The sequence below is a fragment of the Streptomyces fuscichromogenes genome, assembly GCF_014645815.1.
GTDB lineage: Bacteria > Actinomycetota > Actinomycetes > Streptomycetales > Streptomycetaceae > Streptomyces > Streptomyces fuscichromogenes.
This window is the reverse complement of sequence record NZ_BMML01000017.1, coordinates 1-12,329: the sequence shown is the minus strand read 5'-3', so window position 1 is coordinate 12,329 and position 12,329 is coordinate 1. Positions and strand designations below refer to the sequence as shown.

Annotated in this window: 13 protein-coding genes; 3 read left to right on the top strand and 10 right to left on the bottom strand. The window is 70.0% G+C overall.

All coding sequences use genetic code 11. The features are described 5' to 3' along the window. Window positions 1-131: 131 nt before the first annotated feature. Window positions 132-407: a glutaredoxin family protein gene (locus tag IEZ11_RS31520; protein WP_189266347.1), complete on the bottom strand. Its 276-nt coding sequence runs from the start codon at window positions 405-407 to the stop codon at window positions 132-134. 148 nt (window positions 408-555) lie between these two features. Here IEZ11_RS31520 and IEZ11_RS31515 point away from each other — a divergent pair, with 148 nt between their 5' ends. The 3 genes from IEZ11_RS31515 (at window position 556) to IEZ11_RS31505 (ending at window position 4,222) form a co-directional block, all read left to right on the top strand. Continuing rightward, complete coding sequence (locus IEZ11_RS31515) at window positions 556-1,479, top strand: HAD family hydrolase (protein ID WP_189266346.1); 924 nt, start codon at window positions 556-558, stop codon at window positions 1,477-1,479. A gap of 430 nt (window positions 1,480-1,909) precedes the next feature. Next, on the top strand, window positions 1,910-2,746 hold the full coding sequence (locus tag IEZ11_RS31510) for an ECF subfamily RNA polymerase sigma factor, BldN family (RefSeq protein ID WP_189266345.1): 837 nt from the start codon (window positions 1,910-1,912) through the stop codon (window positions 2,744-2,746). 234 nt (window positions 2,747-2,980) lie between these two features. Next, the gene (locus IEZ11_RS31505; protein WP_189266344.1) at window positions 2,981-4,222 is read left to right on the top strand and encodes a DUF5667 domain-containing protein; all 1,242 of its coding nucleotides are present in this window, start codon (window positions 2,981-2,983) and stop codon (window positions 4,220-4,222) included. A 102-nt stretch (window positions 4,223-4,324) separates the two neighbouring features. On the opposite strand, the gene IEZ11_RS31500 is transcribed toward IEZ11_RS31505, so the two are convergent. From IEZ11_RS31500 to IEZ11_RS31460, 9 genes are all read right to left on the bottom strand, one after another. Continuing rightward, a complete protein-coding gene (locus IEZ11_RS31500; RefSeq protein WP_189266343.1) occupies window positions 4,325-5,446 on the bottom strand; it encodes a lysophospholipid acyltransferase family protein in 1,122 nt (373 codons plus the stop codon). Window positions 5,447-5,460: 14 nt separating this feature from the next. Next, complete coding sequence (locus IEZ11_RS31495) at window positions 5,461-6,534, bottom strand: NAD-dependent epimerase/dehydratase family protein (protein WP_189266342.1); 1,074 nt, start codon at window positions 6,532-6,534, stop codon at window positions 5,461-5,463. A 170-nt stretch (window positions 6,535-6,704) separates the two neighbouring features. Further along, window positions 6,705-6,803: a 30S ribosomal protein bS22 gene (locus tag IEZ11_RS31490; protein ID WP_003948845.1), complete on the bottom strand. Its 99-nt coding sequence runs from the start codon at window positions 6,801-6,803 to the stop codon at window positions 6,705-6,707. A 129-nt stretch (window positions 6,804-6,932) separates the two neighbouring features. Continuing rightward, window positions 6,933-7,142, bottom strand: a complete 210-nt coding sequence (locus tag IEZ11_RS31485; RefSeq protein WP_067299677.1) for a helix-turn-helix domain-containing protein — start codon at window positions 7,140-7,142, stop codon at window positions 6,933-6,935. Window positions 7,143-7,272: 130 nt separating this feature from the next. Next, the gene (locus tag IEZ11_RS31480) at window positions 7,273-8,088 is read right to left on the bottom strand and encodes a phosphatase (protein ID WP_189266517.1); all 816 of its coding nucleotides are present in this window, start codon (window positions 8,086-8,088) and stop codon (window positions 7,273-7,275) included. Between the two features lie 273 nt (window positions 8,089-8,361). Next, window positions 8,362-9,534 carry an acetoin utilization protein AcuC gene (locus IEZ11_RS31475; protein WP_189266341.1) on the bottom strand — a complete coding sequence of 391 codons (1,173 nt, stop codon included), beginning with the start codon at window positions 9,532-9,534 and terminating at the stop codon, window positions 8,362-8,364. Next, on the bottom strand, window positions 9,485-10,699 hold the full coding sequence (locus IEZ11_RS31470) for an MFS transporter (protein WP_189266340.1): 1,215 nt from the start codon (window positions 10,697-10,699) through the stop codon (window positions 9,485-9,487). The genes IEZ11_RS31475 and IEZ11_RS31470 overlap by 50 nt, the downstream gene beginning before the upstream one ends. Before the next feature lie 81 nt (window positions 10,700-10,780). Continuing rightward, entirely contained in the window at window positions 10,781-11,515 is a 735-nt protein-coding gene (locus tag IEZ11_RS31465) for a VC0807 family protein (RefSeq protein ID WP_189266339.1), read from the bottom strand. 92 nt (window positions 11,516-11,607) lie between these two features. Beyond that, window positions 11,608-12,252, bottom strand: a complete 645-nt coding sequence (locus IEZ11_RS31460; RefSeq protein WP_189266338.1) for an HAD family hydrolase — start codon at window positions 12,250-12,252, stop codon at window positions 11,608-11,610. Window positions 12,253-12,329: the final 77 nt, after the last annotated feature.

Genomic DNA, 12,329 nt, shown 5'->3' with positions numbered 1-12,329 from the left:
GCCGTCCGGAACCGGTGCGCAAGCGCCCGCGCTCCCTCTCCGATGGGGGCAAAATCGCACACACTCCTTACGAATCCCGCCCCCGAGACCAAGCCGCCGTCGATCCTAAGCGACTTCGCAGCCGGTTTGGACTAGTCGGTCAGTGCCTTGCGGAGCCGTTCCTCGTTCACGCGCCAGAAGGTGTGCTGTTCACCGTCGACGAGAACCACCGGGATCTGTTCCCAGTACAGATCGTGCAGTTGCGCATCCTGGGTGATGTCCTTCTGCTCCCAGGGGACTCCGAGATCACCGCACACCTTCTCGACCACGACCTGTGCGTCATCACACAGATGACAGCCGGGCTTACGGATGAGGGTGACCGATCGCGCACCCGGCGCGGGCGCCTTCCGGCCGAAGAGGGGACTCATGACGTCCATTGTCCCGCCCCTGGCAGGGCATGTCCGCCGCCTTCTGCACGGCTTCTTCGCTTTGCTTAACAACCTGGTCGCGGAGAGTTCACACCCATCCAACTCCCGTGACTCCGGAACCTCCGAACAAACTGGCTATGCTCACGACATGGCCGCTCTCGGATGGCTCACTCCCCGTAGGCGCTCCGCCACGGCGCGGAGCGTGTTGGCAGGCGAGGCCTCGGCGGAGGCCGCGCGCAAGAACCAGGAGGCGTCGGCGCCCCTCGACGAGGCCGCCGAGCCGGAGTTCCCGGTGCTCGGCGACGACAAGGCCGCCGCGTTCTTCGACCTGGACAACACCGTCATGCAGGGCGCCGCCATCTTCCACTTCGGCCGTGGCCTGTACAAACGGAAGTTCTTCGAGACCCGCGACCTCGCCAGGTTCGCCTGGCAGCAGGCGTGGTTCCGGCTGGCCGGCGTCGAGGACCCCGAGCACATGCAGGAGGCGCGGGACTCCGCCCTGTCCATCGTCAAGGGCCACCGGGTCGCGGAGCTCCAGACCATCGGCGAGGAGATCTACGACGAGTACATGGCCGAGCGCATCTGGCCCGGCACCCGCGCCCTCGCCCAGGCCCACCTGGACGCGGGCCAGAAGGTGTGGCTCGTCACAGCGGCCCCGGTGGAGATCGCCGGCGTGATCGCCCGCCGGCTGGGGCTGACCGGCGCGCTGGGCACGGTCGCCGAGTCGGTGGACGGCGTCTACACGGGCAAACTGGTCGGCGAGCCCCTGCACGGCCCGGCGAAGGCCGAGGCGGTACGCGCCCTCGCGGCGGCCGAGGGCCTCGACCTGTCCCGCTGCGCGGCCTACAGCGACTCCCACAACGACATCCCGATGCTCTCCCTGGTCGGCCACCCGTATGCCATCAACCCGGACGCCAAGCTGCGCAAGCACGCCCGCGAACTGGACTGGCGGCTGCGCGACTACCGCACGGGGCGCAAGGCCGCGAAGGTCGGCATCCCGGCGGCGGCCGGGGTCGGTGCGGTGGCCGGTGGCACGGCGGCCGCGATCGCGTTGAGCCGACGGCGTCGATAGTCCGGCGCCGGCCGGGCTTCGCCGCAGTGACGCGGGCCGACCACCGGCCGCAGGCCGGTGGGGGCTGATCGCGCAGTTCCCCGCGCCCCTGACGGGGCACGTCACAGCTGCGCCCACCCGGCAAGCGCCGGTGAGCGTCCTCACCCCCGGCCCCGCCTCCACGCGCCCGGAATTATCGCGCGGTCATCCCAACACGCCCCGCACATCGCCGAAACTCGCACGTTTCCGTTCAACAACCGATCACTCTGGGGCCCTTGAGGCGCCGCCAAACGGTTACAGAAGCGACGCAATCGACGATTTGAGCAACTCGGTGTAGCAGTGCCTGCACGAAGCGTTATTCTCCTCAGACGCAAACCGGTTCCCCTCCGTCGCTACGACGGGTGACAGGTTCCGTACTGCACGTGATGGAAGCTCTGCCTCTGGGAGTCCCGTGTACCCACACGTCGGGGTTGACGCCTCGGGCCTGGCTACGCTGCGCGCAACAGTCGCGACGGTCAAAGAGACGCTGCGCGGCCTAGTCCCCACCGCGTACGCCGTCCCCGCCTTCGCCACCACCGCCCCCGTCGGCCCGTGCTACGCACTGGCCGACGGCATGGAACAGGTGCCTGCGCGCAGCGCCGTCGCCGAGGGCCGCCGGTCCGGCGACGGACGCGGCGTGGGCAGACGTGGCCGCACCGCCGGTGCCGCCACCACCGCCCGCCGCCCTGCCGCGGACAGCGACAGCGCCCGCATGATGGACCTCGTGGAGCGCGCCCAGGCCGGCGAGGCCGACGCCTTCGGACGCCTCTACGACCAGTACAGCGACACCGTGTACCGCTACATCTACTACCGCGTCGGCGGCAGGGCGACCGCCGAGGACCTCACCAGTGAGACGTTCCTGCGCGCCCTGCGGAGGATCGGCACCTTCACCTGGCAGGGCCGTGACTTCGGCGCCTGGCTGGTGACCATCGCCCGCAACCTGGTCGCCGACCACTTCAAGTCGAGCCGCTTCCGGCTGGAGGTCACCACCGGCGAGATGCTCGACGCCAACGAGGTCGAGCGCTCCCCGGAGGACTCCGTCCTGGAGTCCCTCTCCAACGCGGCCCTGCTGGACGCCGTACGACGCCTCAACCCCCAGCAGCAGGAGTGCGTGACGCTCCGCTTCCTCCAGGGCCTCTCGGTCGCCGAGACCGCCCGCGTGATGGGCAAGAACGAGGGTGCCATCAAGACCCTGCAGTACCGGGCCGTGCGCACCCTCGCCCGGCTCCTCCCGGACGACGCACGCTGAGCCGGACACCCTGGGCGACATTCAACTCACGTTGCGTGAAGGCGTGTTGCCATTCTCAGCCGATCCCCGGCCGTCCGTAACCCAAGTGCCGAGCCACTCGTTGTGCGGGATACAGGCTCCCTGTGGTCACGTCCGACCAGCCCACGATCACACGATCGTGTGGATTGGTCGGGGGCGTGCAACCCTCAGGACCCCCTGGGGAGTCGACCGTCATGACGAGAGGAGGTGCCGCCAGTGATCGCGAACGTATCGGCCCACCGGCGGGCGAACGCCTTCGCCCAGGCCCTGGAGGAACAGCCCGACCGGGACCCGGCGACCGAGCCGCCCGAGGAACCGGCGGGCCATCCGCCGGCCGCCCCGGACCGGCTCGAACGGACCGACCAGGGCGACCTGCTGGCCCTGGCGACCGGGCTCGCCGCCCTGCCCAAGCCGGAGCTCGACCCGGAGGTCAAGGTCGTCCAGCGGGCCCAGCTGGTGGCCGCGATGGAGGCCATGCTGGCGGAGGGCACCCTGGGCAGGGCGGCGGACGCTTCGGTACCCGAGCAGCGTGCGTCCCGTTCCAAGGGCGCACATCGGGCCGGCCCGCTGGGCAAGCTGCGACCACGTTCCCGGCTCACCAAGGGGCTCGCCGCGGGCGGGCTGAGCGTCGGGGTGGCCGCCGGAGCCTTCGGCGGGGTAGCCGCCGCCAGCTCCGGCGCCCTGCCCGGCGACTCGCTGTACGGCCTCAAACGCGGCATCGAGGACTTCAAGCTCAACTACCTGTCCAACGGCGACGACCAGCGCGGTCAGACCTACCTCGACCAGGCCTCGACCCGGCTGATGGAGGCCCGCCGGCTGATGGACCGGGACCGGGGCGGCCACCTCGACCACGAGTCGATCGGTGAGATCCGCCGCACCCTGTCCGGCATGCAGCACGACGTCACCGAGGGCCACCGCCTGCTCCACGAGGCGTACGAGCGCGACCCGAACTCACTGGGCCCCATCCAGGCCCTGTCCACGTTCGCCCAGTCCCACCGCGAGGCCTGGGGCGCCCTGCGCGAGAAGCTCCCGGTCCAGCTCGGGGACGTCAGTCAGCAGGTGTCGTCGGTCTTCGAGGCCATAGACCAAGAGGTCGCCCCGCTCCGCTCCCTGCTTCCGCAGCCGCCCCAGAAAACCGGCGGCACCGGCAGGCAGGGCTCCGGCACGGCGTCCACCGGCTCCTCCGGCAGCCACCGGTCGACGGCCCCGTCCACCTCCGGCAGCTCCGCCTCGGGCCATGACTCCGGCACCAGCAGCCCGAGCGGCTCGGCCTCCGGCAACACCGGCGAGGGCCTCATCGGCGGCAGCACGGGCGGCCTCCTCGACCCTCCGAAGAGCGGTTCGAGCACCCCGTCCCCGTCGAAGAGCGCCTCCACCGCCCCGGACGTCACCCTGCCCCCGCTCCTGCCGGGTCTACTGCCTGGGCTGGGCATCGACAGCGAGGACACAAGTAGCTGAAGCGCCCCCGCGCCCCCAAGGCGGCGAAGCCGCCGCCTTGGGGGCGCGGGGAACTGCGCGACCAGCCCCCACCGGCCGGCAGCGAAGACACCACCGCACCACTCAGAAAAAAACCGACCTCCGCTGCACCAGCAACTTGTACAGCGTGTGCTGGATCTGCTCCCGCACCTGATCCGTCAGGTTGAACATCAGCATCGGATCCTCGGCCGCCTCCGGCGGATAGCCGTCCGTAGGGATCGGCTCCCCGAACTGGATCGTCCACTTCGTCGGCAACGGCACCGCCCCCAGCGGCCCCAGCCAGGGAAACGTCGGCGTCAGCGGGAAGTACGGGATCCCCAGCACCCGAGCCAGCGTCTTCGCGTTGCCGATCATCGGATAGATCTCCTCCGCCCCCACGATCGAGCAGGGAATGATCGGCACCCCCTTCCGCAGCGCGGTGGACACGAACCCGCCCCGCCCGAACCGCTGGAGCTTGTAGCGCTCGCCGAAGGGCTTCCCGATGCCCTTGAACCCCTCCGGCATCACCCCCACCAGCTCGCCCTGCCCCAGCAGCCGTTCGGCGTCCTCCGCGCACGCGAGCGTGTGGCCCAGCTTCCGCGCCAGCTCGTTCACCACCGGCAGCACGAAGACCAGATCCGCCGCGAGCAGCCTGAGGTGACGATTCGCCGGATGCCGGTCGTGCACGGCGACCTGCATCATCAGCCCGTCCAGCGGCAGCGTCCCGGAGTGGTTGGCGACGATCAGCGCACCGCCCTCGGCCGGGATGTTCTCGATGCCCTTCACGTCGACGCGGAAGTATTTCTCGTACACCGGCCGCAGCAGGGACATCAGGACCTGGTCGGTCAGCTCCTCGTCGTACCCGAAGTCGTCGACCTCGTAGTCCCCGGTCAGCCGCCGTCGCAGAAACGCCAGTCCGCGCGCGACGCGCTGCTCCAGGCCGGCCTCGTCGTGCGGCGGCTGCGTCACGCCCGTCTCAGGGTTCTCCCGGGTCACATGCACATCTTCCTGCGCGGGGATCCGCCCGGCGAGAGGCTGGACCTCACGGACCACGCCGGACTCGCGTCCCGCCGCGGGCTCCCGCGCCGCCGCGGGCTCCCGGACCGCCGCCGCCTGCTCGCCACCGCCCTTGCGCCGGCTCCCCGCGGCCCGGCGCCGGGCCGGCCGCTGCACGGCAGCCCCGCGGGACCGGTCGTCGTCGAACGGAATGACCTTGGCGTCCGCCATCGTTGCTGCGCTCCTCAGTTGGCGCTCTGGGTCGGGGTCTTCGTCGGGGTCCTCCCGCCGCTCAGGGCGGGCAGCGCGGCGATCCGGTCGACCGCCGCGGCCACCGCCCGGGGCGGCAGCAGCCCCGGGTCCTGGGCGCGCACGAAGTCCGCGAAGGTCTCCGCGGTCGTGTACTGCGGCCGGAATCCCAGCGTGTCGCGCATCTGGACCGTGTCCACCACCCGGCCGTGCGTCAGCAGCCGGATCTGCTCGGGCGAGAAGTCGGTCATGCCGAGCGTCCGCACCAGGGACCCGGCCCAGGTGACCGCCGGCAGCAGCAACGGCACGGTGGGCCGCCCCAGCCGCCGCGAGCACTGCGAGAGCAACAACACCCCGTCGCCCGCGACGTTGAACGTGCCGCTGTTGAGAGTCCCCCGCGCCGGCTCGTGCGAGGCGATCCGCAGCACCTCGATCACATCGTCCTCGTGCACGAACTGCAGTCGCGGGTCGTACCCGAGAACGGTGGGCAGCACCGGCAGCGAGAAATAGGAGGCGAGCGGAGTATCGGCGGTGGGCCCGAGAATATTGGCGAACCGCAGCACGCACACCGCCACGTCGGGCCGCCTCCTGGCGAACCCCCGCACATATCCCTCCACCTCCACCGTGTCCTTCGCGAACCCGCCACTGGGCAGCGATTTCGGCGGGGTGGTCTCGGTGAAGACGGCAGGATCCTTCGGTGCGGAGCCGTACACGTTCGTACTGGACTTGATCACCAGCCGCTTCACGTTCGGCGACTTCTGGCAGGCACCGAGCAGTTGCATCGTCCCGATGACATTGGTCTCTTTGACGGTGGCCCGGCTTCCGCTGCCGAGCGGTGTCCCGGTCACGTCCATGTGGACGACGGTGTCGGCGCCGCTCTCGGCCAGCACGCGGGCGATCGTCGGCTGCCGGATGTCGGTCTGGATGAAATCGGCCCCGCCCAGATGATGCTCCGGCAGGACCGCGTCCACGGCGATCACCCGGTCCACCTCGGGATCATGCTGGATCCGCCGTACGAACCGGCCCCCGAGTTGACGGGCCACCCCGGTCACGAGCACGACCTTCCCCAAGATCAGCGCCTTTCTTCCGTGTTCCCGTATGCGGGCCAACTTAGCGGGTCGATGTTGCGCAGGCATGACCCCCGGCGGGCCACGACAAGCCGCAACGGCCGGAAAACGCAGTGGCCCCCCACCGTACTGGTGGGGGGCCACACACGAGCTCTCGCGGCTCGGCGCCGTAATTACTTCTTGTTACGGCGCTGAACACGCGTGCGCTTGAGCAGCTTGCGGTGCTTCTTCTTGGCCATCCGCTTGCGCCGCTTCTTGATAACAGAGCCCACGACTACCCTCGCTCACTTCTCATCACTCGGTGCTGGGCATCATGGGCCCATACGACCTACGAGGGGCTAGCCTACCCGCCCGAGCGCTGAGCTCGTAATCGAGGTGCTCCGGCTATCCCGAAACCGTCGTCAGGCGGTCTCCACCCCCACATAGCTCTCGCGAAGGTACTCGTGCACCGCTTGCTCGGGGACGCGGAAGGACCGCCCCACCCGGATCGCGGGCAGATGACCGCTGTGCACCAGCCGGTACACGGTCATCTTCGACACTCGCATCACCGCGGCGACCTCCGCCACGGTCAGGAACACGACCTCGTTCAGAGGCCTCTCGCCAGCTGCCATGACACACCTGAACCTTCCGCACTCGACGGGCCACCGGCTTCCCCTTCCGGTGACTCTTCGTCGTTGCGTGCTCACTCCCCAATGTAGGGGCGGGTGATGCGAGTGGGGAAGAGGTGCACCCATCGGCGGCCTACTGTGACAGACACGCTCGATTGAGTACGTAGCGGGTAAGCGGCGTGTAGTAATCAGACCGCACGCCGTCATCAACCGGAACGGCGACGGACACCGTCCCCTCGGCCTCCCCCACGAAGAGCGCAGGGTCATCCGTATCCGCCAGACCAATGGCCTCAAACCCGAGCTGACCTGCACCGCAGACCCACCCATGGTCTCCGACCACCAGCTCCGGCAAGGGCCCGCCGCCCGCCGCGGCCGCATCCAGCGCCACCCGAACCGGCAGCGGCGAATGCGTATGCGCACCCGGCGCACAACCGGGGCGCTCACGGCCCACTTCTCTCACGAACCCGACTCCTCGTACGTATTCGAGGGAGCACGTGCGTAGGCCGAACCGGGTCGTTATGTCGACACAGCGACCCTGCGCAGGGGTGAGGACCTCACATCCCACCGCCGACAGGGCGTCCGCGAGACCGGCGTAGAACCCGATCAGCCGGTGCGGATGCCCGGTCCCGAACAACACGGGTGCCCGCCGCCGGGCTACGGCCGCCACCCGCTCGGCAAAGGCATCCAGCGCGGCGACCGTCAATCCGGGATCGATCACATCATGCCCTGAAACACACCGGGGATCGTCCGAAACCCCACACTTGGCAGCCATCAACCGAACCAACTCCGCCTCCCCCCACCCCCCTTGCGGATCGATCCCGATCAACACCCGAGGATCCCGAGCAGCGAACAGCCGATAACTACGAAGACTCCGCTCCCGCGAGGTCCCCACCACCCCCGCCAGCCCGACAGCCACCAGATATCCCCGAAGCCCACCACCACTCAACACCCCAACAATCCTGACGCCCTCCACCCCCACCCCACCCCCACACCACCCAAACACCGCACAATCGGCCTAACCCCAACCCCCACCAGCCCGTCCGGCCCAGACGGCCGAGAGCCGGTCCGCACCCCGCCCCCCTCCAGCCCGTCCGGCGTTTGAGGACGAGGCCGAAGGCCGATGCGGGGGTGCGGGGGCGGCAGCCCCCGGAGCGGGCGGTCGAAGGGGGCCCACCCCCTGGAAGGACGGGACGGGTAGGGGCGGCGGGGGCGAGGGAGAGGCCTACGCCAGCAACCCGCGCAGCGGAAACACCGCTCGCCGCGTAGCCAGCACCGCCTGGTCCAGGCGATCAGCTGGGTCGTACCCGGCCTCCCACCCCGCCCACCCCACCGGCCACCGCCCATCCGTCATCCGCCCAGGCCCCAACTGCCGAGTCCGAGCGAACACCTCCTGCCGCCACCCCTCCGGCACCAACGCCTCAGGCGCAACCTCCCGCCCCGCCGCCACCCCCACCAGATGCGTCCACGACCGCGGCACGACATCCACCACCTCGTACCCCCCGCCCCCCAACGCGACCCACTTCCCCCCGGCGTACCCGTGCGCCAGCTCATGGCACGCCACCTGCACCGCCCGCTGCGCGTCCAGCGACACGGCCAGATGAGCCAGCGGATCCTCGAAATGCGTGTCGGCGCCGTGCTGCGTCACCAGCACCTGCGGCCGAAAGTCGGCGACCAGCTCCGGCACGACGGCGTGAAACGCCCGCACCCACCCCGCGTCCCCGGTCCCCGCCGGCAACGCCACGTTCACCGCGGCCCCCTCCCCCGCCCCGGCGCCGACCTCCTCCGGCCACCCGGTCTGCGGGAACAACGTACGGGGATGCTCATGCAGCGAGATCGTCAGAACCCGCGGATCCTCCCAGAACGCGGCCTGCACCCCGTCCCCGTGGTGCACGTCCACATCCACATAGGCGACCCGCTCAGCACCCAGCTCCAACAATCGCGCGATCGCCAGCGAGGCGTCGTTGTAGATACAGAACCCCGACGCGGCCCCCGGCATCGCGTGGTGCAACCCGCCCGCGAAGTTCACGGCGTGCTCGACGTCCCCGCGCCACACCGCCTCAGCCGCCGCCACCGACTGCCCGGCGATCAGCGCGGACACCTCGTGCATCCCGGCGAAGGCGGGATCGTCCTCCGTCCCCAGCCCGTACGACGGGTCGGCCGCCGCCGGATCCGCCGAGGCCGCCTTGACGGCCTCGATGTAGTCCTCCCGGTGCACCAGCCGCAGCGTCGACTCCCCGGCCGGCTTCGCCGCGACCACGTCCACCGCCCGGTCGAGCCCGAAGGCCCCGACCAGACTCCGGGTCAACGCCAGCCGGACCGGATCCATCGGATGGCCCGGACCGAAGTCATAGCCCGTTACTGCCTCGTCCCACATCAGCTGTGCGCGGCCGCTCATGCCCGCCACCGTATCGGTCCGACCTGGTCGCGAACGAACGGGCGTACACCAGCGTCACCAGCACCAGAACCATCGGCACCAGCATCGCCCCGCGATAGCTCCACGCGTCGCCCAGCGCCCCCACCAGCGGCGAACCGATCAGAAAACCGACGTAGTTGAAGATGTTCAGCCGAGCGATGGCTCCGTCCGAAGCCCCCGGAAACAGCCTCCCCGCCGCCGCGAAGGTCTGCGGCACCAGCACACACAGCCCCAGCCCCAGCAGGGTGAACCCGGCCATGCCGACCCAGGCCCCCGGCGCCGCCGCCACCACCGCGAACCCGGCGGCCGCCACCAGCGCCCCCAGCCGTACGACGGGCACGGCACCGAACCGCCGTACCCCGAAGTCCCCGATGGCCCGCCCGACCAGCGTGGTCACCATGTACACGTTGTACGGCACGGTGGCGAGCTGCTCACTGCTGCCCAGCACGTCCTTCAGGTACTTCGCACTCCAGTTGGAGACGGTCGAGTCCCCGATGTAGGCGAAGGTCATCACCAGACACAGCGGCAGCAGCACCTTGAAGACGACACCGCCCGCGCTCCCCTGCGCCCCGTCCTCCACCGGCGCGGGATCACCGTCCACATACCACCGGCTGCCCACCAGCGCGGCCGGCAGCAGCACCGCGACGACCGGCAGATACGACACCCACAACGCGAGATGCCAGTGCGCCCCCACCCACGCCAGCGAGGCCCCGAGGATCCCGCCCAGGCTGTACACGGCATGGAAGCTCAGCATGATGCTGCGCCCGTACGTCCGCTGGAGACTCACCCCGAGCATGTTCATCGAGGCGTCCAGCGCCCCCACCGCCAGCCCGAACGCGGCCAGCGACACCGCCAGTTCCGCCATGTTCCCGCCGGCCCCGACCCCGAGCAGCGCCAGCATCACCACGGGCTGGGACCAGCGCAGCAGCAGGCTCGGCCGTATGCGCTTCACCAACTGCTCGGTGGTGACGCTGCCGACGCCGGCCAGGATCGGCACGGCGGCGAGAAAGACCGGCAGCAGTGCGTCGGAGACGCCGTACCGGTCCTGGATCGCGGGGATACGCGTCACCAGCAGCGCGAAGGTGGCACCCTGGGTGAAGAAGCTGAACGCCAGCGAGGCCCTACCGCGCCGCAGCACATCTGTCATGGCGGCGAGCGTAGGGCCCCGGCGTACTCGTGGGTAGATCCAGCCAAAGATGAATTTCCTTCAGCTTTACTTTCCGGCCGCTCAGACGGCGACCGCAAGCTCCTGCTCCCGCCGCTCCCGTGCGGCCTCCTGGCGCTTCACCTCGTCGGTGATCAGGCACGCCATCGGCTCGGCGGCCGCGCCACCGCAGACGACCATCCCGAGGCTGATCGCGACGACCAGCAGGAGCGAGCTCAGCCAGACCATGGTGGCCACGGGGATGGTGTACGCGCCGACGACCCGGGCGACGCACTCCGTGAGGAGCACCAGCCCCCAGATCACGGAGAAGAGCCGCTCCTTGCGCAGGAACTCCGCCGACCGGACCGCGGTCCCGGACACCAGCCGCTCCCAGGCGGCCTCCCGGCCCGCGTCCCCCTTCACCAGGAAGGGCTTCAGCCCGGCCGTCATCATCGGCCGGCCCAGCGCCACCGAGACCAGGATCCCGACCCCGACGGTGCTGCTGACCGCGCCGTCCTTGGCGAGCATGAGCCGCGGATCACCGGAGACGAAGCTGAGCGCCAGCCCGACCACGTTCACGACCAGGATGAGCGCCGCCAGCCCGTTGACCCGGCGTTCCCTCGCCACGCTCCAGACCGTCCGCACGGCCGGCACCACGCTGCTCCAGGCGAGCGCCGCGAAGGTGCTCATCCCGAAGGCCCCCTTGAAGAAGTAGTACGACCCGAGAGGCAGGGCCACGTCCACGATCAGCGGCCGGAGGTTCTCCAGCACGCCGGGCTGGTGCTTGCTCTGGGACCCGGTGTTCGTCGTCTTCGTCATGCCCTCAGCTTCGCGTCCGGGCGGGGTCCCCCAGTAGAAACGAACGTCCGGAGCTCGGCATGACAACTGTCAGCCCCGCCGCCTGCCTCCGGTCATTCCAGCAGGTCGGTCAACTGCCCCAGGCTGGTGAAGAGTTGAGTGGCACCCCGCAGCCGCTCGGCCGGCGTCATGGCCGTGAACCCGTACACGTCCATCCCGGCCGCGATCGCCGCCCGCACCCCGAGCGGGCTGTCCTCCACGACCGCGCACCGCCCCGGCGCGACCCCCATCCGGTCGGCCGCGTAGAGGAAGAGATCCGGCGCCGGCTTCCCCCTCCCGACGTCCTGCGAACTGAAGACCCGCGACTCGTCGAACCACCGGTCCAGCCCGGTCGTCCGATGCCCGACCCGGATCCGCTCATGGCTCCCGGAGGACGCCACGCAGTACGGCACCCCGTCCGCCGCCAGCTGCTCCAGCACTTCCGCCGCCCCGGCAACGGGCTTCAACTCGCGCTCGAAGGCGGCGAACACGCGGGCGTGGAAGACGTCGTCGAAGTCGTCGGGCAGCCGCTGCCCGGTGCGCTCCTCGACGAGCTCATGGACCCTGTGCATCGCGGATCCCATGTAGTCCCGTATGGAGTCCTCATAGGTGGTCGGGTGCCCCAGCTCGGTGAGGTAGGCGGCCAGGAGCCGGTTGGAGATGGGCTCACTGTCGACGAGGACGCCGTCGTTGTCGAAGATAACCAGGTCGTAGCGCATGCCCCCGAGCTTAGAGGCCATCTCATTTGGAGAGTCTGCGGTAGCAGATGAGGGTGCAGGCGATGCTGGTGAAGGCC